The organism is Haladaptatus sp. QDMS2 (assembly GCF_029338295.1).
In the GTDB taxonomy this organism is placed as follows: domain Archaea; phylum Halobacteriota; class Halobacteria; order Halobacteriales; family Halococcaceae; genus QDMS2.
Map to the genome: position 1 here is coordinate 572,509 of NZ_CP119792.1, position 25,735 is coordinate 598,243.

Below are 25,735 nucleotides of genomic sequence, written 5' to 3' on the forward strand. Positions count from 1 at the left end.
GCGTTGGAATGTAACTCTCCTATATCGCACGGACATCTCGAAGGTCGACGGGTAGACTGACCTTGCATTCGCAGAGGGAGGGTAGGTTTCGTCTGTTCACAGGAAGTAGGCGTCGTCTCTGTGTAGAATTCTACCAAGTGAGGATCTTACCAGTCCACCAACGGCAAACCGAGAGCAGTTTGGGTTGGGGTGAGGGGGTAGATTTCGTCTGTTCACGGCGGAGACACGCCCTCTCGCTGTAGAATTTCCGGAGGAGTAGTACTCAGAGGGGGTAGGTTTCGTCTGTTCCTGAAGGAACCGGCTCCCCACCAAAAGCAGGAATGAGGGAGAGTACATTTCGTTTGTTCCCACGCAATTTCAGCAGATAGACGACCTATAGAGCCAGATTACAATTAGAGGTATAACAAACGAAACAGACGAAACACTCTACTTTAACGAAACAGAAAACCTGTGATTTTATCAATGGGTGGTGAGTGCGTATGAATATCATATGCCATCCGACGCGTCGAACCCGTTCAACGAGGTGACTCACACACTTTTTTCTCGCAAGGAAGTTCTGAAGGAGGACTACCAGCCAGATCAGATCCTTGAACGGGACCAGGAGATTGCCGCCTATCGAGATGCACTCTCTGACGTGCTGTTTGGCAGGTCACCACCGAACATATTCGTCTACGGGAAAACAGGGGTTGGAAAGACGGTTGTGACGCGCTACATCCTTGACGCACTCGAAGAGGAAGCAGAGTCGCGAGAAAGTGCCGATGACCTCACCGTTCTATTCGGAAATTGTACCAACGAAAGTACGTACAGCATTCTCCGTCGTCACATCAACCAGCTCAAATCATCTGCGGAGAAACCCTTCCCAAAACGGGGCCTTTCGACGCGCGATGCGCTCGACGCATTCTACGAACACCTCGACGACCACGGTGGGTCGTTCCTGCTTGTCCTCGATGAAATCGACCACCTGAAAGACTTGGATAACCTTCTGTATGAACTCCCACGTGCCCGGGCGAATGACCACATCACCAACGCCCGTGTCGGAATAATCGGCATCAGCAATGACTACACGTTCAGGAATCGCCTCTCTGCAAAGGTCAAAAGTTCACTCCGTGAAGAGGAGATTTCGTTCACCCCATACGATGCAAACCAGCTACGAACCATCCTGGAACACCGCGCAAAACTCGCGTTTGCCGATGGAGCGTGTGATGAATCAGCCCTTTCGCTGAGTGCGGGACTCGCAGCGCGGGACTCGGGTAACGCCCGACAAGCCCTTGATCTCCTGCTCACTGGAGGTGTCCTTGCCGAACGTGCAGAGGACGACGTCGTCAGAGACACGCACATCGAAACCGCCTCAAAAGAGGTCGAACGCGGCCACCTCAAAAACAAAATCCAAGACCAAACTATCCACACGCAGTACGTGCTCGAAGCAGTTGCCCGTCTCGACGTCATCGAGGATCTTCCTGCGCGGTCAAAGACCATTCAATCGACTTACGAAGACGTTGCGAATCATTGGGGAGATAGTCCTCTCCAATCTCTCAAGAGCGTTCAGAACCACCTCTCTGAACTGTCGATGCTCGGGTTCCTTACGATGAACGACAGAAATAGTGGACAATCAGGAGGTCGATTCTACCAATACGACCTCGATTTCGATGCCGAGACTGTCTTCGAAGTTCGCCAGGAACTTGAACAAAAGCGTTCGCTCGAATGAGCGCCCTGAACAGACGAAAGCTATCCTCTCCGGCAACCCATTCACGCGAAATACTACCCGTTCAAGGCTTGTATCCTCCGCGAACAGACGAAAGCTACCCTCCTCCATGCCAGTATTCGATGTAGAGTTGTCTTCACCAAGAATTGACGAAATCTACCCTCTCGGACCAGCAATTCCCATGAAATTCTGTTGGGTGATCGGTTGTATCTCCTGTGAACAAACGAAATGTACTCTCCCTCCCACCAGGGTTTGATGGATGACTTTCTTCAGAACAGACGAAAGCTACCCCCTGCGAATTCCACTTCCTTATGAAATTCTACAGCGAGAGGGCACTTATCCACCGTGAACAGACGAAATCTACCCCCCCCTCCGATGAGTAACCACCACGAAATTCTGTACAGAGACGAGTCTTATCTCTTGAGAACAGACGAAATGTACTCTCCCCCTCTCCAGAATTTGATGGGTGGGTTCCTCTCCTCTGGAACAGACGAAAGTTTCCATCCCCGACAATCAAATTCCCTGAAATTCTACAGTGAGACGGCGTCTATCCATCGTGAACAGACGAAACCTACCCCCTTCGATAAGCAACTCCCCCTAAGATTCTGTACAGCGATAGGCTGTATCTCCTGAGAACAAACGAAATGTACTCTCCCTCTCTCCAGAATTAGATGTGTTGCCTTCTTCATGAACAAGCGAAATGTACCCCTTCTGAATGCTATTTCCCATGAGATACTGTAGATAGAAGGCGTGTATCTGCCGTGAACAGACGAAACCTACCCCCCACTATCTCGTTCAAGCAACTCGGAGGTGTTGTCCACTCTGACTGACGATACTCGTCGCAAAACACACGAGCGGAAAGAATGAGACTCCTCGACTACGCACTCTAAGCGTTTTCCACCGGGCGTGGCATTGACTCAATCTCCCGTATCTCGGGTGTTTTCTTCACCTTGGCGTAGGTTTCGCGCCACACGTCTTCGTTGAAGAGGTTGTTACGGTCGAACAACTCCCGCGCTTCCGAGGTGATACGATAGAACTTGTAGGGAAGGTCTCGACGCCGTTTACCTTTGGGGAACTCAACGGCCTTGACGACTCCCGCCTCAGTGAGCTTTCGGAAATGTCCCTCGATTGCGCTTCATCCGATGCTCGGGTTCGTGTACTCAAGTTCGGGGACACTTGGCAATCCCTTTGGGTGGCCGACGATATCCGAGAGGAGACTGGCACGTGTGTCTTGAGTTATGAGTTTGAGTGCGGTCCACGTATCGAACCCATCGGTTTCGCCCGGTTGACTGGTGTGTCCCATCAACGAGTTCTACGTTCCTAATGCGTACTAACTGTAGTGGTCAACACTGTGATGGTCTATACTGGGATAGTTATTGACTCATTCTTCCAACCGAGACAGGGAACGAAACTCCTCAATAAATCTGGTTCAATCTAACCGAATCAGCTGAGCGTCGCCTTGAACTGATACCGATTCAATACACTCGAAACCGGAAGGTCGTACAGACCCCCATCATTGGTGTGGTAATCGTACGCCTCGTCATCCGGCTCAAATGCACCAAAGATACGGAAGTCTACAGAAATCGAGGCAGAGTGCCTCGGGGTCTACGAGAGAGCGTGCTCTCTCGTGATAACGAGAGACCTGCGGTCTCTCGAACCACTTGTCCCCGAGGTACTTCACTCATTCACTCTAAGTTAGTTTCGAGTTCCGCGAGTTCTGCATCAAGATCTTCGTCGGTTCTCCCCTCCCCGATTTTACGCGTAGGTTCCTCAGGAGTGGTGTCGGATCGGTGGTGTCCGAACATGCGGTAGAGCTGGTCGAGGTTTGAGAGATATCGCTGGATGTCTGTTCGGTCGCTGAGAGCGTGGTAGTACCCGTCACTGGTTTTACCGACGTAGTCGGTGTCATAGAGGCGTTTGAGCGTGGTGGTTGCGGTGCCTCGAGGGATATCGAGTTCGTCTGTAACGTCCTTTGGAGTGTATCCCCATTCCGGGTTCTCGTACAGGAATTGTACGATGTCGGATTTGGTGGTTCCGGGTTTGAGATTGAGTTCCGGAACGTGTGATTCGAGATGAACCGGCATTGTAATCGAATGTAGCTCATAGTAGCATAAAGTAGTATCGGACAGATATCACACCCTCAACAAGACCGCTATCAAAACTAGAGGTGGAGTGACAAAGGTTTCCACTAGAGGAGTGTATCGTGGAAGGTGACTTGGTGTCGATTCGTTTCACAGCTCGCGGAGTCCACACCGGCGAATTCGATTATATTGAACCAACAGGGAATTCGTTCATAGTGGAGGCACTTGAAATGGTTCGAATGATGGATGGCGTAATCGTGAAGTACATCGAGGATAAGCCTCCAGATACTTTGTCTCGATTTCTGTAGAGGTTGTTGCAATCGAGTTCGAGTCTTGGCGGTCTTGACTCTTTGAGGGCGTCTCATTCGAACACGCCCAGGTGAGACGAATTGTTCTTTCCATTTTCTTTGTAACGTGAATAAATCCCGTATAGAGCGGGCAATAGACGTCGGTTGAATCAAGGGTAATGACTGGATGCCATGACAGTGACCCATAATCTTGCTATCGCAACCTCTCGCATATATTTAAAAAACATGAATATATATTGCAAATAGCTACCTACGAGTAGCTATGACCGAGTTCGACCCGGCTCCCAATGTCGACGATACCGAGCGTCGATGGCAGACTGGAACGGACACGTTTGGCCGTGTCTACGACGTGCTCCTCGGGATTACATCCCCGACGAAGTACACCGACATCGCTGAACTCGCAGACTGCTCGCCGAACGCCGCAAAAAAGCACCTCGAACGCTTAGCAGAGATGGGCATCGCCCGCGCTAACACAGAGAGCCGCCCGGCAACCTACGAGCGAAACGACGGCTACCTCGAATGGCAAGAGGCCAGTCGAATCGCAGCCGACCTCACTATCGAAGCGATCATCGCTCGCGTAGAAGCACTCGAAACGAAGCGTGCGGAGTACGAAGCCCAGTTCGAGACGACAGACCCCACAACCGTCAACGTATTTGACCACGATAGCCACGACACCATCCACGAACGGATGACCGCAATCAGCGAGTGGCAGGGCGTGATTCGCAACATCCGGCTGTACGAACTCGCTCGCCAGCTCTCCCAGAACGACGGGCACCTGATTCGCGCCTAAATGAGCTTTCCGTCAGACGATTCGGCTAGTCCACCTGACCGCCAGACGTTGCGCCTCCTGGAACGCCACCTCTCGGCAGACCCCCTCGTCGCTGAAACGACGTTCGACCCAGATTCATACGAACCGCGCCTTCTCCACGTGCGATTTGATGCTGGCCACTATCCCGACTCGATAGCAGCAGCCAGACTCGACATTCGATGGTTTTCCACTGGCGATTTCTCCTATCACTACGTCGAGGACCACGAAGATGGTGACCGCTGGGAGTGTCGATGGGATCGCCATCCGAACACGCATAACAGACGATTGCACTTCCACGAACCGCCAGATGCTCTTGAGATTACCGACCTCGAACTTCCGTCGCTGCACCCACTCGAGGTCTACTCGACAGTGCTCACTGCAATTGAGCGCCACATTGAGATGCTGTGGTCGTAGTACCTGTAGTGATAAGTCGAACTCTCTCAACGAGATGGACATCATAGTCCTTCGATACGTAGAGAACCAGCAGGTGTGCAACTACAGCGTGAATGTAACACTACAGTCCTGGGACGCACGCTCTTAGTATACTCCCTTATATGTCGACTATACGTGAAATTCGTTTCGGCGTTCGCACGTATACTCGGTCATTGTTTCACAAACGCCCTCACGCAGCGTCTTTGTATTTCTAAAAGGGTCGAACGGTGGCCTATACGTTGGTAGCTCTCAGCAGTGATCTCGCGGTAGATGAAGCTTCGGAACATCCTCTGAATGAATATGGGGCCGGATGCCACGCTGGGTAGGAGTCCTCCAGGGCTTCGGTCGAAGCTGATGCCTGACCGATGGTTGTGACGAGGGACGTTCCATGGCGGTATATGTCTGCAATCTCGATACCGACGCTATACGCGTCAGCCAGCCGCCGTTCCCGTTCGATGGGCTTTTGGCGAGACTCAGACATAACGACTCTTCGAGACCGTCGTTGTTGATGGTTACCAAGCTCTGGACGTGGGTACCGCGTCACGACAGAGAATAGGGCCACACCTGTAGCGGGAGAATGCTTATCTGATATGCGTACGTAAAGCACTCGTATATCATGTCTGGTGCCAAAACTTCGACCGGGGACGACGGGCCGGAGACCGTTCAGATCAACCTTCGGCTTACACAAGCATTCCTCGATGACATCGACGCAACGTGGGAAGAACAGGGCTTCAACTCGCGCAGCGAATTCCTCCGCTATGCGGCCCGAGACGCTGTCAAGCACCCCGAGTTCTCGCGTGAGGGCTGGAAGCAGATTGCAGCCAGCGAGCACGGACTTCGTACCGGTGAGGAGGGACTCGTGTCCCGGGAGGAAGTTATCGCGATGATGGACAACGACTCGGATGGCGAGTGAGGACGACGAGTGGACATGGAAGTTCGCTCCACGGGCTGCCAAACAATTCGACAACCTCGAACACCACGTTCAGGACCGCATCGTTTCGAAACTCGACGAGATCGTCGACGACCCCTGGCGTGATCCCGGCGATTATCTCGAACCGCTCACCGGTGGCCCTTTTGAGAAGCTTCGTGTGGGGCAGTATCGACTTGCGTGTGTCCTCGATCACGATGCGCTCGTACTTGAAGTCCATCGGATTGAACATCGGAGCGGAGCTTACACGGCAGACGACTGATCCAGCCACCTAGTCTCCGTACAAAAGGGCCGAGGGGTGAGAGATACAGGCAGACTACTACCCGTCGTTGTCGGCGGGATATCAAGAAAACGATATATGGTGGCGTGCTGAATATAGAGGGTGAGTTCAGCAGCTGGCCCTTGCGTGTGATTCGTTCTGATTACATCACCGATTCCGGGCACATTGAGCAAAGGAAGACAGACGTTACCGATGAATCTTATTGTCTCTTGAGCGAGAGTATAGCGTAATGGTCTTCGAGGCGTCGATGGCAAGCCAGGCCGATGCGTTCGCTAAGGAAGAGAGGTTTGAGGAGGCAGCACGCTACCGAGCGATGTCCGCGCAAGCCCGATTACAGTCGTGTGGCATCCGGTCGCATATGGACAGCGACGAGGCCGTCGCCGACCTCTTATTCGCCATCTATTATGCTCAACGAGCGGGCGAAACTACCCAAGCGACCTCCCTTCGCAATACACTCACATCCTACGCCTGGCTTCTGCAAGACGCCGCGTACGATGCGCTACAAGATGAATGGTCAAATTCGACGCGTGCGTGTCTTGTCGGGCTGTTCGAGGAGTGGGTCGGTGATGCGCATCTCTTTACGGGGTCGGCAGAAGCAACTCGATACTACGACAGAGCCGAACCGTGGTATCGAATCGAACAACTTCGGGCTAGGGACGACGTGCTCCCGTGTTGGAACTGGGGGGCAGAACCCCAGTTCTTCGAGGCACTCAGGGCGTTTTTCGAATACCTGGAGTGGATTGACCCCGAAACTGCGGACGCGTGGAACATTAGGGACTACGATTCGTTGTTCTTCGACAGGCTTGACAGGAAACGCGAACTCGTTGATTCGTTACGTGTTCAACGGTGAGTCTGCGTTCTGATTCGAACGATTCAATTGTTCGTTAGCGACTAAACTCTTGTGCCAGACTCGCGCGCTGTATGCAGCACGGTTCGTTCTATTCGTCTAATAGCTGACAGTAGCAATACTGGTAAGCCCACACACTTATCAATCGGATGTTCCGTGGGGTCAGATGATGAAAATAAGGCACGCAACAAAACTATCTTCCGAGGTTGTGGAAGTTGAGACTACACGGGCATTAGGACCGTCAGGATGCACGATTTTAGCCGAACCATCGAATTCGACCAGTTTCAGACTGAGGCTGTGCCTACATGTATGCATTGAGAAACCCAGCCTCAACTACCGCACGGTGGTTCAAACGGCGGTAGCGAGGAATCCCACGACTGAAGTCGTGGGTAGCTGACCTACGAGGATTTGAGTGCGAACTGGCTCGTTGTTTGCTTCTTGGGTAATCGTATTCGTACGAATATCTTTTACTGTTGTTCCCAACTTGGTCTGGGCGACCCTGGAAGCTCGTCCGTTGCATCGAGGAGCTCATCCACAGTTGTCCAGGGATAACACCGCCCGTGGAGTTCGAAGAGGCGGAAGTCCTTCAAGTGGACCCAGCTGTACGAGGGGACGTCGATTTGTTTGTCTTCGAGCGTACTCGTCACGTCATCGACTGTAATGTCGATACCAGTGTGTGCTGCCCGGTCAACAAGTGCCTCGAGTTCTGCAGCTTTCGTCTCCTCGTCGACGTTCGTGGCAGCCATAATTTGTGCTCCAGCAGCGAGCACGTCACGCTCTTCTGTGAGATTCTCTTCCATCTCCCAATGGTACGCGCGGGGGAAGGCGTACGCTTTCTCGAAGTACTCGGTTTCTCCAAGTTTGCCGAGTTCGTTGACTTCGCCACCTTCATCCTGTTCGAAGACGGCGGCGACATAGTCACTGAGCGTCGCGGTGATGTGAAATTTGACGCGGAATTCGGGGAGGCGTGGGATATCGATGTCGGTGAGATCCCCGATGAGAAACGCGTACGTTCCATAACGACGGTTCAATCGATCGCTGACCGCTCGTACACGTCGGAGATATGGATCTCGGTAGCTTCCGAGGACGAGATAGGCAGTCTGGTCGCGGTCGTAGATTGCTGGCGTCTCACTGTTGGCCCACGACAGAATCTGCGTCGCTTCGGTAGCCCCGACGTCAAGGCCCCGGAGTGCCCGCTGTACGGCTGTCATGATTTTGCCTGCGTTCGGGGGAACGGACGGCCCACTCATATTGGTGGACACAATTGACTGGGCCATAGGCGTTTCTGATTGACTCAGTAAAATACCGATTTTATTGACTTAGTTCACCCAAACCATTATGCAGGCGAGCAGGCTATATTGAGATATGAGCCACACGGCCCCGGAGGGATTCGAGGACCCGTTTGCAGAGCAGCGACAAATGCGCGAGCTGCTCTCACAGGAGACTCGACACCTCATCATCCAGTTAATCCTTGGTCACCCGGCTCACCTCATGTCGCTGGCCGAGCTTGACTACATGATTCCGAAGAACGAGGCAGCGATTCTCGATCAGCTTAAACGACTTCGAGAGGCGGGTATCCTCGACGTCTACGTTCACGAACCGAATGCGTCGACGCGGAATCTTCCCTCGAAGTTCTGGGGGCCGACCGAGCGTGGCGTCGAAATTCTGTACGAGCACAACTTCCTCCGGGGTGTCCCAATAGCACGCGCGGTCTATGAGGAGACGAAAAATCTGAGCGAGTGCTGCGTCATGAGGGGGCACCGCGACCAGTGCTTCCTGTAGCTGTCGCTGATGCCCTCGCATTCGATGAACCCTAGTCCGAGCTACTACTCGGACCTGCCCGAACTACGTTCGAGCGTGGAACGTGTCACCGCACCGTGGCTTGAGCGCAAAGAAAACGACGTTGACCACTGCTCTCTGGTGAGAGATGCTATGGTCATGGCAGCGTTGTACGCCATGTCAATCGGAAAGAACTCTTGACGTTTGGTGACTGGCCGCACGCCCTCTCAACGTTCTTCACTGAGGTGAAGATACGTCTCCAGTTTTGTTACGACCTGTTCGACGAAGCCATCCGTCACGCGTCCTTGCCAGGCGACAAAGTCCTCACTTCGCGGCGAATGGACCGCCCATGGAGAGACGTACGATTCCCGAGGGACACCACCGATTTCCCAGACGTCTTCTGAGAGGGCTACCGAATCGTCGTACGCTTTCGTCGAGATGGCGACTGGCGATGTACTGTTCGCCGCCGAACGGGTGCGTATCGTTGTTGACGACGAGCCACGGACGTTGTCTATCATTCCCGAGTTTGAACGGATCTGCACTCCGTACGACGTCGCCGCGCTCCGGTTGCATTTAGGATTTGTCCTCGCGTTCGCCTCGTTCGCTTGGGTGTGGCGTCTTTGGGGCCGTCAAGTCCCACTCGTCGGCGTCGATGCCGCCCTCGTTCTCGTTCAGTCGCTCGCTCGCGATGTGGAGGTCGTATGCATCGACGAGTCGAGATTCGTCGGGTGTAATCGCCCAGTATTCTCCCCGGTGGCGAACGAGACGACGTGCCTTCAGCCTCGACAGGGCGGTTCCGACTGTGTTCGGGTTCTCGCCGATAGCACTGGCAATCTCAGACCGGGTGAATGCCTGGTCGCGGTGTGTGTACAGATATGAAACCACCTGCTCGGGGACCGTTGGCCCCTGTGGAAGGTCTCCGGATTCGAAGTCGTCGATGCTCACGGGCATGACCTGAAATTGGTGTGCTGATGTAATTAGTGTACTGCTGTACCACGAGGGTTCAGCTACGAGGATTTAAGCGTGAATTGACTCGGTATTAAATATAGACGTACGGTTCTGGGAAGACTGCCGCGTAGGCAACTGGCAGACCACTCCTTCGTATACCCACTATAAAAACAGCTATACCAACAGAGAGGGAAGAGTGTGCTAAGTGCAATGCCCACGAAGGAGCTTCCAGAAAGTGCACCGGGAAAGTACGTCCCCTCCCATCCCCACCCGTACTATTCCCCCGAGTCGCTTCCTGTAGAGCCGAAGCACGATCTCACCGATCAGACACACGATCTGGTGGCTGATGCCGCGTATCAAATCGGTCGCGTGGACGGTATCATCTCGACAATTGACTTCTCCGCAGTTCTCTACACCTCCCTCATTCGCATCGAAGCTGTCGAATCCGCACGAATCGAAGGGGCAGAGGTCGCATATGAAGACGTCGAGGCGTATCATACAAGACACCCCGCAGACGAGACTGAATCCAGAATCGAGAAAGACCTACAAGAGGCGCTCAACTACGAGACTGCGCTCACGTACGGACTCGAACGAATCGAGAGTGGCGCGTCAATAACCCTCTCGCTCATCAAAGAACTCCATTCGATGCTGCTCGAAGACGTTCGAAACGAGGGTGACATCGTCGGCGAATTCCGCGACCACATGGTTCATCTTTCGAGTCCACAGCCAGGACAGCGTCCGTTCGTCCCACCGACGCCCGAGGCGCTCGATGGGCTCATGCAGTCACTCGCATCGTACATCCAGCTGGGTGGGCAGTATCATCCACTCGTCGATGCTGCTATCATCCACTACTTCTTCGAGACCGTTCATCCATTCTCTGACGGAAACGGTCGCCTTGGTCGCCTCCTCATCATCCTCTTTTTGGCAAGTAAGGGCTACCTCGAAAGTCCCTACATCTACCCGAGTGCGTATTTCAACCGGCACAAAGTCGAGTACGTCGAACGGATGCGTGCGGTGAGCGAAGAGGGTGCGTGGGACGAGTGGCTCACGTTCTTCCTCGAAGGCCTCCGAAGCCAAGCGGCGACGTCCTACGACCGGACACACCAGCTTCGAGAGCTCCAAACGCGCTACGAACAGGAGTACCCAGGCGCTACGAGCACGGACCGGTTCGCTCGGCAGTTGCTCCAGTATCCGTACTTCACTACACTCGACCTCGTGGAGTATCTCGACGTTTCACGCAGAACTGCCTACAAGGTCGTCGACGATCTCGAAGCAGATGGGCTCGTAGCAGAAGTGACCGGCAAAGAACGCGGCAAAGAGTACAAAGCAGTCGACGTGTTCGAGATTCTCGAATGAACCCACCTCAAACGACAATAGCGGTTCGAAGTGGCGAGAGTCGGTCAGCCACAACATCCTTTCAGTTGGATGCAAGAGCACTCTCCAGCTATGGCTGACCAGTCTGAGAGCGACGTTCGAGTCTGGCTTGTAGATGAAGACGGCGAAACTCTGGTACACCTATCCATTAGTCAGTTCATCAGCCAGCAGGCAACCGAACGAACTCCGCTCGATATAGGACGCCGTATCACCGCCATCGAACTCGCAGCTCTTGCCAACGAGCTTGGCTCGCCAGCAGAGACGTTGGACTACTGGATGACCACCGAACAGTACACGAGTAGTCAAGCGATCTGGGCACATGTCCGGAACGTAAGCCGACAGACTGTCAACGATCGAGTCCGCGCCGCTCGCAAGAAAATAAATGCGGTATAATACCCTCCCCTTCTCACTTACTTACAGAGCCAACCAGTACCAGACTATGTGCCACCGATACGATCAATGACTCTCCCTCTCTTCAAAACAAATTCCGCGTCATTCGCCTCCTCGATCGCACTCGATGCGAGCACCGTTGGTGGGACGACTGTCACCGTCGCAGTACACTCGACACGGGAGCAAGAACCCGAGATCCTCAGCTCCATCTATGAGCACGGCGCGGACATTGGGTTCAAACCGTTCTACGACAAGGCAAACAATTACGAGCACACCGAGTTGCAGGGGTTTTGCGAGAATCTCATTCATGCGAATCGGGCGCACCTCGAAGCATTTGCTCACAGCCGAGCGCGTGACAAGAACACAAATCTCCAGCAGGTCGAAGCGGTTCACTCAGCAATCCACGTGAACGATCTCCTTGTTCTCGGTTTAACTCCGCTGGTGATTATTGATGGAAACGAACAGAAAGCCAAGCCCTTTTTAGAGGCACTCTCCGGACTCACAGACGACCATCCCACAACAGCTCACGGCCAGAAATCGGAGTTCTACTACCCGAATGCGTTACTTGCCGACCTGACGGCAAATTACCTCGCCCACACCCTCGAGCAGCAGTACGACTATATGAATCCCGTTTTTCCCGTTGTGCATGCCAAACAAGCTCGGTCTGACGAGTGGGGACAGGCGTTCAATGGGATGTACCAAAATAGCGTTGAGTACACGCCCGCACAGCTACCCGGTCACCGTGGAGACAGCGTCCGTCAACGAATCTGTTGTTGGTACAAGGGAGCTGTTTTTGCGGATCAGGGGAGCCAGCCTCCAATCAGTGATTCGCTGAACCCGGTCGTACGGACACTTGAGAGGGATGGGTTCGACAATCTGGGGAGCATCCTGCGTGGGTTGTGACTCAGAGTATAGTAACAGGCGCCGATTCCTGCCCCCACATCCATCAAGGGACATGGTCGAACAGGCTCTTCACGCTGGCGCCTGCGCTCACTTCATTCTACGCCCGGCATTACTGAAAAGCCTTGCTGAAATCAGCGTTAATGACATTTCATTCCAGGGAAAAGAAATTAACATTGCGGGTAAATATTTTAACATTGCCGGTAAAACAGGGCACGCATGTCGAACGGAAGGAAATTTGACGCGTACAACGTCACCACTGACACAGACATCACAGCTGAGGCAGGTTCGCTCACGTTTGCGGAGGTTCAGTGGCTGACTCAGGCTGGTGTCCTCCGTATTAAATCACATCAAACAGCCACAGGCGAAGTTACTAACGCAATACTCAATGTAGAAAAGCTCGCTGATATTGCGTTTGAAAACGATATCCTCAGTAAAGTCGCCAGTTCGGTGGAAACGGATATTCTCGGGGCGTTCAAGCAGAGCGAGGAGACGACGTTAACAACAGGAGAGATTGCTGGCGAGATTGACCGTCCGAAATCGAGCGTGAGTCGTGCTCTCACCAAATTAACCGAGAAAGGGAAGTTGAATAAGGTGCAGTCTGGCGTGTATCGGGTTCGTTGAACCTACTAGTGGGTGTTTTCAGTGACAGATAATCGACTATTGCCTGACGTATTCTTACGATTAGGCCTAACGTTAAGCCGCCTGACATCCTCCCACGACTTCATCGTGGGCTTTCTCCTCGAATCGTGTAATCCAGACTATGCAGGCAAAGTCACCAACTCATGCGGCCCGTTCCTCAATGAAAATCTGTCTCGTTCCAGCCACGAGATTTTGAGAGCCTGCTAATGCCGCTTCATCAAGCCCAATAGTGACTCCCTCAAAATCACCAAGGACGAAGTTCAATTCGACCACATGCTCGAAGCACTTGACCAGGCACGTCAGTTCCCCATGGTCATCAGAGTAGAGTGAGTCGTATACCGGCGCAGTCATCGATTCCAGACGCGTATTGTCTATCGAATCTCTGAGTTGCTCTCTGGTGTATTTTTCGGTGACATCGTCACGGAGATACACAATCTCGTACTCTTCTTGCTCATAGCTTATGACACTCCGTAAATTCTCTTGTGTCCTCTCCTCAAAGTAGTCTTTGAGACGAGATGCTAGTCCCCTCACCATGGTTAGGCTACTCATTGATTCCTTAATAATTTGACTGGTACGCCTGAATACAACGGAAGCTAGTCACGGAAGTAGTAGTCAACCCAGGATGGGTAACGAAGCCATCGAAGGAATGGATAGCCAACCACCCAGCCATATCGGTTGCAGGTCAGAAATCGGTCCTCCGTTAGTCGACCGGACGTACGCCTGGCAGTTCGGGCACGTGCCTTTGTCTCGACTCGTGTCGAAGTAGTCGCTCTTTAATTGGCGATAATAAGTGAACCCAACTCCGTGGACTATCGACTCAATTTTGTAGAATAGCCAGCACTCCCCTCATTCGCAACGATTCGTGTTTGGAGGTACTTCGATAAAAAGTAAATCAGTAGCCAAGAAGCTGGTCTGCTACCGCAATCTCAAGCGAGCGTGGACCCCTCCTCTCGCAGCACTTCGTCGATACTGGGCACCATAATCCGAATGTAGCCGAAGACAGAGCAGTCATCGACTTTGGAATTGTTGGTATCGACGCGATATTCGACGTGCCCGTCGCTGTCTAACTTCCATCGCTTGCGCCCAACGGTGTCCGCGACTCCGCTGAGGTCGATCGTATTGCCGCCTACGGTCTCGATGTAGTCGTCCCCGTCGATGGTTTTCTTCTCGACGACGATGTCGCAGTGCGACCGTCCATAGATCTCATCTTTCGGCACGTGCTTTCCGGTTACATCGCCGATGGCGGTATAGTTCTGCGCCAGACTCTGAAGCGAATGGTCAGAACACGGCTTGTTTTTGCCTTTCCGATTTTTACACAGGATATCACCAACCTCTGGGGTGATTTCTGCAGCGGAGAACAACCAGAAGGGCCGTTCGCGGTCTCCATTCATGCGGTTGACGAGCGCGTTGACGACGTAGTTCAGGTGTCGGAAGTGGAATGCGAATCCATCAGCGTGCGTCACACCGGCCTGATTTACGACGTAGGAGATGAAGGCAGCACTCCACGCAGATTCGTCGTTTTTCGCTTTCTTGGCGTACGCTTTCGCACCTTGTTCGGTGATGACGCCATCTCCTGCCTCGGCGACGACCCCATAGTAGGATTCGAGCTTCGACAGTTGCGTAGCCTCGTCTTTCTTCGACGTATCCTGTTTCGTCCACGCACGTTCTTCTGCTTTCGCAGCGTTGACGATTTGCTCCTTCCAGTACAGCCCGTTCGCTCGAAGACCGCTCAGGTCCACATCGTCGTCCGATGTCGCAGACGGGTACTGGGCCGGTACAACGCCCGAGTCGTCACTCATCGAATCGAGCCTGTACATTGCATCCGTCGCCCTCCCGACGGGGTCGGCTTTGCTCTGCAACATATCGACAGGCAAGTCAGTCGAATCCGATTCACGCGACCGGTATTCGTGAGAACTCCCATTGACGGTCGACCCGTTCGAGGAAGACCCACTCGACGAACCGATGTCACCGATTCCGGAATTCGACTTCCCTGTGGTGTTCTCGGCTCCGCCGTTCGTCATCGGCGATGAGGTGGTTGATTGCTTTCCGGCTTCGTTGAAGAGTGCGCCGAATCCGGAATTCGTGTCCGTCGTTCTGTCGGTCCCTGACGAGCCACCAGTAGACGCTCCGACAAGCGACGCGAGCGTTTTCATCCGTTCGGTGTCGGCCTTCAACTTCGCTTGATAGTTCTGGGAGGCAATCTTGCTCTGGGCGGTGGCTCCCGCCATCGTCGTCTTCGTCGCACTCGTTGCTGCATCGCTCGTCGACTGTTGGCCCTGTTGGGCAACTGCAGCAGTCTGGTCGAGGCCGGACATATCGCGGAACAGATTCGCGGTCGACACCGCGTTAAGGATGGCCGACAGCCCAGCCGGATCTGGAACAGACGGTGGCGTCTGGATATTGACGATCGGCGAGTCGAGTGAGCCAGGTGTGAGCTGCTCATCGGACGCTCGCGACCCTGTGTCCACGGGATTGATCGCGGTCGCCTGGAACGGAATCGGCGACTCTTGCCAGTCCCAGAATCGAGTGATGTCCAGTTTCTCCGCCGCATTCGCTCGTCCAAGAATGGGCTCCATGTGGACGCCGTCGCTCGGCATCGAAACGAGTTCGTCTTTGACGGCGGCCGCGTCGTAATTGCGGTCTCGCCAGTTCCCCCACCAATTGACCATCGTCAACAGTGTTTGGTGATCCCGTGATTCAGCATCGAAGCCGTCGAAGCCGTATTCGATTGGCCCCTCCTCGATATCGATTCCATCGAGGTCGGTTTCAACTGCACTCGAAATTCCTTCGCGAGTTGACGCAGAAAGCCCATCGAGGGGGATTGGCTCCGGGAGGGCAAGCCGGAAGCCAACGAGATTGCCGTACGTCGCGACTGGAGTCGGTTCGACGAGTTCCGCAGTTCGATTCGTCCCGAACAATGGCATGTCCCGCAAGAGCAACGAAAGCGTCTCCTGGTCTAAGTGCTCCCACACGACTCGACTGTAGTAGAGTTGGCTTTCATTGAGCGTCGAAACGAGTTCGTTGAATTCGATTGGCTGGTCGACGAACAAGACGGGGTTGAACTCGGCCGAACTTTGTGCTGTCCACAATCCTCGAATCGGGATGCTGTCCTGGTTGCCTTCGAACGAAATCCCGAGGGTGAGGTTGAACTGGTCGTCGTCCGTCTCTTCTGCGGTTTCATCGAACGACACAGCGATGCGTTTGATATCGGCGAAATCAACGCCCTCTGGAACGGGAGTCGAACCGTTCTGCACGTCGAGTTGGAGGGGGTCGTTGGTAGACCGACGATATATCTGCACTTCGTCGACGACCTTGTCGTTCTGGCCGCCAGACATCGACGTAAGACGGGTGAGCGTCGCATCCGACGGGACGTCCCACGTCCCGTCTTCGAGCGAGCCAATGACACCAATCCGTGCGTACGCACGCGCTTCGCTCTCTTCATCAGCGATTGAATCTGGCCAGATATCCGACTGGAGGGTTACGATCGATTTGCCGAATGCATTCGCAAGCGAACGATAGGTTTCGTTGTCCAGCGCTGCATCGAGGAGTGCACCCCGATACCGGCGAACCATCCGCTTGTTGAACTCGATTGGCTCGAACGGGAGGAAGATAATCGGCTCTGCCTCCTCGGGCCGAACTTCAGTCCGGTAAATCTGCACCACTTCATAATAGTGCAGGTTCAGCGAGTGCATGTGGTTGTAGTTCGTCACAATGCGCGTCTTCGCCTCCACGGACTCTTCTTGTGAAATCTCGCTCACGATAGACGCCCGTCGTGACCGCGTCGATGACGCCTGCTGTTGGGTAATATCAGTCAATCGCTGGCTCATCGATGCGGAGAGGTCTCGTCGTCCACTCGAGGAACTCACCGACCGCGAAGCAGAGCGCGTGCGCGCCTTGCTTCCCGACCCACTCGCACCGATGCTGAACCCCCCACCCGAAAACCCGAGTCCGCCACTGGCACTCGACTGGCTCGATATTGCATCACTCCGGACCTGTGAACTACCAGTGGTGAACTCCCGTGCGGTCGCATCCTGTGTCTCGTCGATCGCACGGGTTCGACCGGTTGATGCATCGAGTTGTTCGGCCTGGTCGATGCGTTCGTCAGTAGAAACCCCGATTTGACGTGCCCAATCGAGCACGGCAATTCTGGTCATTTCGCCCGGTGCGAGTGACGTGCTATGCAGTAAATTCCCGAGGGACAGTCCTTCTGGATACCAGGATTGCGAGAAGGTCAAGAACGCCCCGAGTGCAGGCGACGTGTACGAATCAGGTGTCGTAGATGCGTCGATTGTGATGGGGAATCCACCGGATTCTGAGGCACCGACACGTGCGGCCCCGCCATCACTCCTCGTTCGTCGCTTGGTGGTCCGCGAAAACAAGTCGTTTCCATATTGAATTCGCTTGTATTTCGATGGTGCAAGGATTGGACGTTCGACCGTGTTTTCCTCATCTTCTTCTTCCTGTGTTGTTGATTCGAGAACTTCGTCGAGGAACACCTTCTCGTAGAACACTTTCTCTGTGTTGTATTGCCGGGCGACTGGGACTAACTCGGCTGGTGTTCGTTCCGAAGAATCCTCATCCGTTGTGACGCCGTTCAGTTGTCTGAGTATTGCTCTGGCAGCTGATACGGTGGCCACTGTGAGAAATCTCGGATTGTTCGCAATGCAATTGCGTCTCGGATGTCATCGTCGAACTGTTCGGTTACGCCAGCTAAGGCACTGATATCGGCGTCTACGAGGTCTTCAACTGGCGTTGGTTCCCCGGACGCCGTGGCACTCGCGGGTGTGAGCCCGTAGCTCGCCATTGGCGAGTTGTCTCCCTCAGCAGCCATTCTGATTCGCCTGGCTAGATTGAACGTGGGTGCGGTCGCCAGGTCGTGAACAGTCTCGATGTCAAGATGAGTTAGCGCAGCAACATCATCTGCATCGACACCGACGAGCGCGTCGATCGGTGATGCGAGTATCTCTCGAATACTCTTCTCCGCGTAGTCGGATTTCACCAGGTTGCTATAGTGTATTCCAGTCATAATTCAATTATTTACTGTCTAAATCAATTTGATATATGTTGACATAAGTCTATGGCTCGGCTTACGCTCACGAAAGTAGCACGCAGCTAAAAAGCGGACAGCGTGGCTGTGAACACAGTTTTCAGAACAGGATGCGGAGTGGCCTTTCGATTGGGCTAGTCAAGCCCGCGCCTATGCATGTGACTGAAATGATACGTCTCCTCCCGCAAACGGTGTCCCCTGTTCGGGCGAAAAACAGGGCTAATTCAAGATATTGAATTGAACTTCAAAAACTGATGCTGCCAGAGAGTGGAGTACGTGTATGAGCGACGCAGGAACCTCAAACCACACAGCAAAAGTCGCCCGGATTCGGGAGGTCGCGATGACGGTCCGCGAACCAAAAAACGCGGGCGAGATTGCTACTGCTGCTGGTGTTGCCCGGAACACAGCCGAAAAGTATCTCATCCAACTCGTCGAGGCCGATAAACTCGAAACGATTCAGCGTGGCCGTGAGACCTGTTACCATCCCGACCCAGTCACTCAGTATTTCGATCAGATTCGTGACCTCATCAACGACCACGAAAAAGACGAACTCACGGCTGAATTACGTGCAATCCGGGACGATATCGACGAGTGGAAGGCTGCATACGATGTGAAATCTGCTGACGAACTCCGAGCGACCGTCGGTGCTGATATTCCAGCAGTCGAACGCCGACAGCGACGGCACGACGCAGAGGATTGGGAGTACTCTGAGCACCAGGCCACGCTCATCAAGCAGGCAATTTTGCTCTACGATTCGATTGAAGCGACTCGTATCCACCACCTGACTCGGTGACGAAGGGAAAACTCACAGGGAGCAAGGAGAAAGCCCACGACCAAGTCGTGGGTGGTTGATTATTGAGGGGGTAGATTTCGTCTGTTCACGCCAGTCTGAACACTCTCAAACAACCGAATCCGGGCGATTCGTTTTCATCGATTCACCACGACTCCCTCTTACTGCCTTCCCACCTTTCCAGCGGGTGAAATATACGTGGCTAATCTGCACTCGCAGGAGTGGTGTCTGTATCGACGTCGTCGAGAAGTGGATAGTCGATGTGTATCTCGATTTTATCGAAGGGGACGACTGGTTGAATCGCTCCCCCAGGGCCTCCTTCCCTGAGTTCGAGAATGCCCAGCACCTCCAGTTGTTTCAGGTCTGCATGCACATCGGAGACGTCGCGGTCGACGAGTCGTGCAGTCTCTCGCATACTTGCGGGATGTTCTTTGGCAATTGCCTGAACGAGATTGAGGCGCAGTGGGGTGAGACTGTCGACGAGATCGTCATAGGTTCCGAACTGGAGGACTGCACGCTCATCGCTTGCATCCAGTTCACCAGTCTCTGCTGTCTGAATGAACTGGAGCGTATCCTCTCGGAGCTGTGCTCGGTCGCCGACAGTGATGTGAAGTGTAGTCATGTTCGGGTGTGTTGGACGTGTTTGTGTATATGCAGTTCAATAGAGACGGGGTGGGTTCCCACCAATAATATCCCAGTATTCGTCAGCACTGGCTCAGAACTCCACGACGAGGGCTTCCATGCCAAGGAACTCGACGTCTGCGTCACCGGCAGCGGTGTGGAGTTCGTGGCCCATCCCTCACTGTTGGGTTGCCACCCAACATTATACCTGTGTTGGAGTATTAACCCAACAACGAATCAACTGCTTGTGGGACATTGCTCGCCTGCTCTGGATAGAGGAGTTCGGTTGCTTTCGGCGTCCACTCAATCTCAGTCATCGATGCCGAGACGTTCCTTCACATCCTCGTGTGAGACCGTCTCGCTTTGCTCCCGCTGTTCACGGCTTTCGGCGAGGTGCTCGAGTGCTTCCTCAGAGAGCTGTGTTGGAGGGGTGACTGCGTCGCGGAGTGCATAGCGGATAAATTCGGACTTGTTGGCGTAGCCGCGTTGCTCCCAGACTTCATCTATTTGGGTGAGCAGCGCGCGTGGCACCCGGACGTTGATTTTCTCCATTTCGCCGTCCGATCCGGAGTTGCCGTCGCTACTCATACGCTGTGATACGAATGTATCACAGATGGGTCTTCGGGTGGGTTTCCCATCTGAGCACCCCATCCACCCGAAATATGGGACACTGCACCAGATTCTGTGACGTCATCAAACTCACCTCGCTCGACAAGGAGAAAAATCCCAGAAATGTGTCTGCAGTAGCGACTCTCGAAAAACGAATTTTCACCGTTTAGGTGACGACCTACACTCGGGTGAAATCCCCGGAAAAGACGCGTTTAGGAAGATTTGAAACTGGGGGATCCGCGGCAATTGAATCGTTAATGAAATACACTGAACAACGATTGAACATGTGTTGATGCAAGATGGTATCTTTAAAAGTCGAAGGAGAGTAGATTTCGTCTGTTCACGCCAGTTTTAACACCCTCAAACAACCGAAATCAAGCGATTAGAATTCAGCGTCGTGGGTTGGGATCTCCACTTTCGTGTCCACTCGCTCCTTGATACTGAGCAACGTCTTTCGGGTCATAATGACTGCAAGGCGGAAACCTGCGACTTTAGGCGTTCGCAAGACGCTTTGCGTCTTGTTAGCCAATCAGAACTCTCCGAGTTCTGATGACGCGGGAGGAAGCCGACAACCCGATACATAAACACTCCTCGATAGCAGGCCGACTCCCCCACGTCAATCCGAACCAGTATAAATACAGGCTACTATATATGAAGTACAGATGGTGGAAGATTCAAGCACTCGAACCGTGCCCATCAAACTCGATGTGGACAAGAGTGCCGCTGACCTCCTCCACCAGACAACCGACCACTTCCTTGACGCCGCCAACCATGTCGTAGACGTAGCGTGGGAGCCAGACTGGAAAATCACCAGCAAGCAGAAACTCCACGACCTTACCTACTACGACGTTCGGGATGATTCACCGCTTCCAGCCAATCTCGTGCAAGCTGCACGAAACCGCGCCGCAGAAGCCGTCAAAGGAGTTATCGAACGGTGGTCACAAGGCAAGAACGCCTCGAAACCACACTTCACGTCGCGGTTCGCCAGCTACGACGCAAGAACCGTCACCGTCAACGACGACCACGCCACACTCGCCACCATCGACGGACGAGTGACCGCAGACTTCGTCCTACCCGATGAACAGCGTGATACGCCACACTCCGCATATCTGTTCAACGACGACTACGACGTGAAAGGAGCTACGCTCCACTACGACGAGGTTGAGGACTGTTTCTACCTTCATGTGCGGACAAAGCCCGCCGTGGAGAACGATGAGGCCGAACAAGGCGATGCCAAGCACGTCTCCGTCCTTGGTGTTGACCTCGGCATCACAAACATCGCAACCACCTCAACTGGGAAATTCTGGAGCGGCGGCGAACTCAACCACTGGCACCGCGAGTATGAGAAACGTCGAGCAGACCTGCAAAAGACCGGAACTCGATGGGCACACGAAAACGTTCAGCGAGTCGGTCGAAAGCAAACCGGGCGTTTCGAGCAATTGCTTCACACCATCTCGAACGAACTCGTGGAAGAAGCGTTGGAGAACGACTGCACACATATCGTGTTTGAGCAACTCAAAGGCATCCGCGAACGCTTGCCGTATGCGAAGGCGGTTCACAAGTGGGCGTTCCATCGCTTGTACGAGTACGTCACGTACAAAGCCGAGTCTGAAGGTCTTGTGGTGAAGCAGATTAATCCGGCGTACACGAGTCAGCGTTGCTCCAAGTGTGGATTCACCCACGAGGATAATCGTCCACACAACAACGGACAAGACGAGTTCGGTTGTCTGAAATGCGGGTACGATGTTCACGCAGATTACAACGCCGCGAAGAATATCGGTCTGAAGTATCTCCGCGACCAGCAAAAGTCTGGGCGTGGAGGCGCACCCGTAGGCGTGCGCTTGAACAGCGGGATGATGAACGTGAACGGCGAGTATTCGCCTACCGCTCTCAGCGGTTAGAACGGGAGTCCATGCTGAATGCCACGCCCTTCAGGGCGTGGTAGTTTACTGTACCTCTTCCATCTGGTCGGTCCGGAGGTCCTCGAGACGCTCTTCGCCGTATTCTTCCGCTGCACTCTCGTGATGTCGGTGGAGTCGGTAGGCAGCGTGGAGCCGGTCTTTGTCATCCGTGATCGCCCAGTAGGGACGCTTGTGCCGCACGAGACCCCGCTCCTTCAATCTCGACAGGATTGCACTCACAGCGTCCGTGTCCAGCCCGAGTCGCTCGGCGATCGTCGCTGCCTTCCACGCACGGTCGTCGTGGTCGTCGAGGAACAGCACGATCTGCTCAGTGTCGTTCTGTTCCTCGAATTCGTCAGTGTTTTCGAATTCGTCGATATCGATGGACCCGCTCGACATAGGCTAGTGTTGGGACTGTTGGAACATAGCTGTTTGATGTATTTGTTCCATTGGATTGGAGCTTCACCTACACCTCAGAACTCGTCTCACGCTTCGCTCTCTGAGTGGTTGGTCAGGAACGTGACGAACAACATCCCATCCGTCTTCAGTTCGTACTCGACATCGACCTCGAGAGTGGTGTAGTTGAACGGCTCTGTTACGATGTGATACCCATTCGGTGACTCACGAACCAGCACGACAGCCGTCGCTTTCTCCAGGGCGTCGAGTAGTCGCTGCATCTCCTCTTCAGTGGCATCATCTACATCGAAGAGAAAGCGGGAGTCGTCGCTCGCCGTTGGCTTCTGGAGCTCTGACTTCCAGTAACTCGAGACACGCTTGAATTTTCGAGGAGCAGTCTCGTCACCTTTGAGCCACGCTCTGACCCAGCCGTTGGTCTGCTCCTGGAAATTGAAGAACCCGTCTACCGTATTTCGAGCGTTCACTGAGAGATACAGCCGAAACGTCAGCGAGTCGCCTGATTTGGACCGGTAGTGCTGTGCCCAGGCGTAGAGTTGGTCGAATTTCCGACGGATGTCTTGGTGGTCTTTGACGACTTCTCGAAACGTGACTTCCGTACTGCTGGTGAGCTGTGGATTCTCTTTTTGGCGGGCGACGGCCATGAACAGGTAGACGCGGTCGTCGTCAAACGTGCAGTACTCCTCGACGGTGGCAATGGCAGCATGCTGGTTCATTCTTGGATGCGGGGTAAACAGGACATTCGTCACTCGTTCGAGTACCTATTGACTGACGAACATTGTAATCTTGTAGCTGTGACTCTCAGTGCGAGTAGACTTCGAGTCGAAAAACGAGCTGTGTGACCCGTGGGTAAGTTACTTGTCTTCGAGTGCTGCGTAGATGTCTGCGTTGCGCTTGCCGTCGAGGTTCCCCATCTTGAGGGCAATCTCGCGGCGTTCCTCGTCGCTTTTTGCCGCCTTGTACTGCTTGTACAGCCGGCGAACTACTTCATCAACTGCAGACGAGGAATCAGTGCTGGACGGCATCTCTATTTCAATTATTCTCGGTGAGTCATTTTCTCTGTTGCGACGAGAACTCGCTCGGGAGTAGACGACGTCTTCAGTCACGTTCTGTTCTCTCGTAGGCCACCAAATAATCGTTCACTGAGCGATAGTCTTAGACCAATACCTCTGCCGATGGACTGCTTTGGGGTCTGACGTGGCTCACAGGAAAGCACAGTTACCGCCACCTCCACAAACAGAAGTCGTCTCCTCCGTGAAGCTACAAATTGATGCGCTCGTTGGGTCTTTTCTCAGCAGGTATTCCTACCAACCGAGAAAGAGACATTCACACTGCTCGGAGGTATCGGGTTCGGAATGCCAATGGGTGAGATGCTCGCCCTTGTGGGACTCATCTATTCGGCCGTCGGATTATATACTCTAACTGTTGGACTGTCAGAGCCGTGAAGTGATGGTCAGTCGTGACAAGTACCGTGTGATCGGTCACCTCCGCCGCAGCCGCAATTAGAATATCGGGCACAGGAATCGGGTTCCCATCGTCGAGCAGCTGAGCGCGAATGCGAGCGGCTGTAAGTGCCTGGTCAGCATCGAACGGGCGGACAGACGCCCAGCTGAGGGCGTGGTCTACCGCAGCAGGCGAATCGTCTGCCGCGTTCGACCGAATCGCACCCGAATACAATTCATACATCGTGATTGCCGGAACCACGAACTCAGCTACTTCCTCACGCAGGAACTCGAGAGCTTTAAGGGTGTATTCGTCGCCATTCAGGAAATCAACGAGAAAGGAGGTTTCGAGAACCGCGAACTCAGTTTGACTTGCCAAAGTGTTCCTCCTGGCGCTGTTCGAAATCCTGGTTCATCTCAACGCGAGCGTCGGCCACCTGGTCGGCGAAGTCAGTGCCCTTGAACGCGCCAAACCCCTGGGTGAAGTCTACTTCTGTGTCAGTCTCGTCTGCAACCCACCAGACACGGCCTCTGGCACCGACTTTCTTGCTCTTGAGTTCCCCCTGGTCGGTGAGTTTCGTGAGCTTATTGTGCGCCGTTCGGCGAGAACAGCCGAGGGCGTCCGCTACCTCGGTCGCGGTGAGTGGTTCGGCGGGATCGTCTCGGGCGGCGAAGACGTCGAGGACGTCTTTGAGCGGGATTCCAGCGGTTGGTCCAGGCGTGCCCATGCGAGTGAGTTCGCCGGTCTCATGCATAAGTGTTCCCTCAACGGCAGGGTTAAAAGAGGTATTAAACAAGCGATTGTCGCGTATGAAACCAAGAACAATACCGTTGAAGGAATGCAGAGCTCAACATAGTTCGGCTCAACGAACAGATGCACTCGATGGCTCACACTATCATGATACTGAATCGAGTGCATATCCGCGTCATTAGGTGCGGGAGGAGGTCAGTTCAGGTCGCGGTGGACTGGGCTGACGTCGCGCTCGACGAGGCGTGGGGTGTTTCGCGTCGCAGCATGATTACTTACGAATCCGACAGCTCCCTCATTCGCTTCAAGGAACCGTTTGATATTTCGGAGCGTCATCCCTTCTGGGTCCCCATGTTTTACCTCAAAGGCGGCACAGTAGTCAGACTACATCAAAAAGTTGTGGGATGAACTCCACAACTTTTGAGTGATACTGAAGAGCTGAATCCCCAAAATAAGCCAAAAAGAGTAGAAATCGGTCCACAAGATGCTGCGTTGGTGACGAAACTTGCAATGTGGATGGTTCGCAGCTTCAGACCGGAGACATCCCGAGAATCAGTTAGGCCTGAGTCTTACACAGGTACAGGAGAAAGCCCACGATTTCAGTCGTGGGGGGAAGTCAGAGCTCGATACAGGTCTTCAATCCGCGTCCCCAACCCGTAGACTGAGTGGTTAGGCGTACGTCAGGTAGGCGATGAACGTAGCTACTCGTGTGCGAGCTCTTCGTAAATTTCCTCGTGTTCGTCG

Annotated in this window: 25 protein-coding genes and 3 pseudogenes; 14 read left to right on the forward strand and 14 right to left on the reverse strand. The window is 53.8% G+C overall.

Translation table 11 applies throughout. The annotated features are described in order from the left end of the window. Positions 1–490: 490 nt before the first annotated feature. Entirely contained in the window at positions 491–1,705 is a 1,215-nt protein-coding gene (locus P1M51_RS18595; protein ID WP_276275084.1) for a Cdc6/Cdc18 family protein, read from the forward strand. Between the two features lie 1,682 nt (positions 1,706–3,387). Here P1M51_RS18595 and P1M51_RS18605 read toward each other — a convergent pair. Continuing rightward, positions 3,388–3,786 carry a helix-turn-helix domain-containing protein gene (locus tag P1M51_RS18605; RefSeq protein WP_276275085.1) on the reverse strand — a complete coding sequence of 133 codons (399 nt, stop codon included), beginning with the start codon at positions 3,784–3,786 and terminating at the stop codon, positions 3,388–3,390. A 107-nt stretch (positions 3,787–3,893) separates the two neighbouring features. On the opposite strand from P1M51_RS18605, the pseudogene P1M51_RS20170 reads away from it, so the two are divergent. From P1M51_RS20170 to P1M51_RS18630, 6 genes and pseudogenes are all read left to right on the forward strand, one after another. Then, positions 3,894–4,091, forward strand: a pseudogene (locus tag P1M51_RS20170) (ester cyclase); the annotation flags it as partial. A gap of 262 nt (positions 4,092–4,353) precedes the next feature. Beyond that, positions 4,354–4,881: a sugar-specific transcriptional regulator TrmB gene (locus P1M51_RS18610; protein ID WP_276275086.1), complete on the forward strand. Its 528-nt coding sequence runs from the start codon at positions 4,354–4,356 to the stop codon at positions 4,879–4,881. After that, positions 4,882–5,313 (forward strand): hypothetical protein, encoded by a 432-nt coding sequence (locus tag P1M51_RS18615; protein ID WP_276275087.1) that lies wholly within the window; start codon positions 4,882–4,884, stop codon positions 5,311–5,313. It begins immediately after the preceding gene. Between the two features lie 634 nt (positions 5,314–5,947). Further along, positions 5,948–6,244, forward strand: a complete 297-nt coding sequence (locus P1M51_RS18620) for a ribbon-helix-helix domain-containing protein (RefSeq protein WP_276248621.1) — start codon at positions 5,948–5,950, stop codon at positions 6,242–6,244. Then, the gene (locus P1M51_RS18625) at positions 6,234–6,521 is read left to right on the forward strand and encodes a type II toxin-antitoxin system RelE/ParE family toxin (RefSeq protein WP_276248620.1); all 288 of its coding nucleotides are present in this window, start codon (positions 6,234–6,236) and stop codon (positions 6,519–6,521) included. Before P1M51_RS18620 ends, P1M51_RS18625 begins: the two co-directional genes overlap by 11 nt. A gap of 247 nt (positions 6,522–6,768) precedes the next feature. Next, a complete protein-coding gene (locus P1M51_RS18630; protein ID WP_276275088.1) occupies positions 6,769–7,389 on the forward strand; it encodes a hypothetical protein in 621 nt (206 codons plus the stop codon). A 464-nt stretch (positions 7,390–7,853) separates the two neighbouring features. Here P1M51_RS18630 and P1M51_RS18635 read toward each other — a convergent pair whose 3' ends face one another. After that, entirely contained in the window at positions 7,854–8,636 is a 783-nt protein-coding gene (locus P1M51_RS18635) for a hypothetical protein (RefSeq protein ID WP_276275089.1), read from the reverse strand. Between the two features lie 115 nt (positions 8,637–8,751). On the opposite strand from P1M51_RS18635, the gene P1M51_RS18640 reads away from it, so the two are divergent. Further along, positions 8,752–9,168, forward strand: coding sequence for an ArsR family transcriptional regulator (locus P1M51_RS18640; protein ID WP_369685323.1), 417 nt, complete (start codon positions 8,752–8,754; stop codon positions 9,166–9,168). Positions 9,169–9,392: 224 nt separating this feature from the next. On the opposite strand, the pseudogene P1M51_RS18645 reads toward P1M51_RS18640, so the two are convergent. After that, a pseudogene (locus P1M51_RS18645) lies at positions 9,393–9,738 on the reverse strand (type II toxin-antitoxin system PemK/MazF family toxin). Next, positions 9,739–10,116 (reverse strand): MarR family transcriptional regulator, encoded by a 378-nt coding sequence (locus P1M51_RS18650; RefSeq protein WP_276275090.1) that lies wholly within the window; start codon positions 10,114–10,116, stop codon positions 9,739–9,741. It abuts the pseudogene before it with no gap. 207 nt (positions 10,117–10,323) lie between these two features. Between P1M51_RS18650 and P1M51_RS18655 the strand changes: the two genes are divergently transcribed. The 4 genes from P1M51_RS18655 to P1M51_RS18670 all read left to right on the forward strand — a co-directional run bounded on the left by P1M51_RS18655 (position 10,324) and on the right by P1M51_RS18670 (position 13,401). Continuing rightward, the gene (locus tag P1M51_RS18655; RefSeq protein ID WP_276275091.1) at positions 10,324–11,469 is read left to right on the forward strand and encodes a Fic family protein; all 1,146 of its coding nucleotides are present in this window, start codon (positions 10,324–10,326) and stop codon (positions 11,467–11,469) included. A gap of 90 nt (positions 11,470–11,559) precedes the next feature. Continuing rightward, a complete protein-coding gene (locus P1M51_RS18660) occupies positions 11,560–11,880 on the forward strand; it encodes a hypothetical protein (protein WP_276275092.1) in 321 nt (106 codons plus the stop codon). A gap of 66 nt (positions 11,881–11,946) precedes the next feature. Then, entirely contained in the window at positions 11,947–12,780 is an 834-nt protein-coding gene (locus P1M51_RS18665) for a hypothetical protein (protein ID WP_276275093.1), read from the forward strand. A 216-nt stretch (positions 12,781–12,996) separates the two neighbouring features. After that, entirely contained in the window at positions 12,997–13,401 is a 405-nt protein-coding gene (locus tag P1M51_RS18670; RefSeq protein WP_276275094.1) for a helix-turn-helix domain-containing protein, read from the forward strand. Between the two features lie 159 nt (positions 13,402–13,560). On the opposite strand, the gene P1M51_RS18675 is transcribed toward P1M51_RS18670, so the two are convergent. The 3 genes from P1M51_RS18675 to P1M51_RS18685 form a co-directional block, all read right to left on the reverse strand. Further along, positions 13,561–13,968 (reverse strand): hypothetical protein, encoded by a 408-nt coding sequence (locus P1M51_RS18675; protein WP_276275095.1) that lies wholly within the window; start codon positions 13,966–13,968, stop codon positions 13,561–13,563. Between the two features lie 377 nt (positions 13,969–14,345). Continuing rightward, positions 14,346–17,573: a DUF2272 domain-containing protein gene (locus tag P1M51_RS18680; RefSeq protein WP_276275096.1), complete on the reverse strand. Its 3,228-nt coding sequence runs from the start codon at positions 17,571–17,573 to the stop codon at positions 14,346–14,348. A 440-nt stretch (positions 17,574–18,013) separates the two neighbouring features. Then, the gene (locus P1M51_RS18685) at positions 18,014–18,418 is read right to left on the reverse strand and encodes a hypothetical protein (protein ID WP_276275097.1); all 405 of its coding nucleotides are present in this window, start codon (positions 18,416–18,418) and stop codon (positions 18,014–18,016) included. Between the two features lie 328 nt (positions 18,419–18,746). Between P1M51_RS18685 and P1M51_RS18690 the strand changes: the two genes are divergently transcribed. Continuing rightward, positions 18,747–19,259, forward strand: coding sequence for a hypothetical protein (locus P1M51_RS18690; RefSeq protein WP_276275098.1), 513 nt, complete (start codon positions 18,747–18,749; stop codon positions 19,257–19,259). Between the two features lie 199 nt (positions 19,260–19,458). Here P1M51_RS18690 and P1M51_RS18695 read toward each other — a convergent pair whose 3' ends face one another. Next, positions 19,459–19,878 (reverse strand): hypothetical protein, encoded by a 420-nt coding sequence (locus P1M51_RS18695; RefSeq protein WP_276275099.1) that lies wholly within the window; start codon positions 19,876–19,878, stop codon positions 19,459–19,461. Positions 19,879–20,186: 308 nt separating this feature from the next. Beyond that, the gene (locus tag P1M51_RS18700; RefSeq protein ID WP_276275100.1) at positions 20,187–20,465 is read right to left on the reverse strand and encodes a ribbon-helix-helix domain-containing protein; all 279 of its coding nucleotides are present in this window, start codon (positions 20,463–20,465) and stop codon (positions 20,187–20,189) included. Between the two features lie 683 nt (positions 20,466–21,148). On the opposite strand from P1M51_RS18700, the gene P1M51_RS18705 reads away from it, so the two are divergent. Then, a complete protein-coding gene (locus tag P1M51_RS18705; RefSeq protein WP_276275101.1) occupies positions 21,149–22,387 on the forward strand; it encodes a transposase in 1,239 nt (412 codons plus the stop codon). A 45-nt stretch (positions 22,388–22,432) separates the two neighbouring features. Here the strand turns inward: P1M51_RS18705 and P1M51_RS18710 are convergent, their stop codons facing one another. The 5 genes and pseudogenes from P1M51_RS18710 to P1M51_RS18725 form a co-directional block, all read right to left on the reverse strand. Then, positions 22,433–22,786, reverse strand: a complete 354-nt coding sequence (locus P1M51_RS18710) for a helix-turn-helix domain-containing protein (protein WP_276275102.1) — start codon at positions 22,784–22,786, stop codon at positions 22,433–22,435. An 86-nt stretch (positions 22,787–22,872) separates the two neighbouring features. Beyond that, positions 22,873–23,517, reverse strand: coding sequence for a hypothetical protein (locus tag P1M51_RS18715; protein ID WP_276275103.1), 645 nt, complete (start codon positions 23,515–23,517; stop codon positions 22,873–22,875). A 138-nt stretch (positions 23,518–23,655) separates the two neighbouring features. Then, positions 23,656–23,826, reverse strand: coding sequence for a hypothetical protein (locus P1M51_RS18720; protein WP_276275104.1), 171 nt, complete (start codon positions 23,824–23,826; stop codon positions 23,656–23,658). Positions 23,827–24,190: 364 nt separating this feature from the next. Beyond that, entirely contained in the window at positions 24,191–24,622 is a 432-nt protein-coding gene (locus tag P1M51_RS20175) for a PIN domain-containing protein (protein ID WP_369685324.1), read from the reverse strand. Positions 24,623–24,758: 136 nt separating this feature from the next. Beyond that, positions 24,759–24,971: pseudogene (locus tag P1M51_RS18725) on the reverse strand (helix-turn-helix domain-containing protein); the annotation flags it as partial. Between the last annotated feature and the right edge of the window lie 764 nt (positions 24,972–25,735).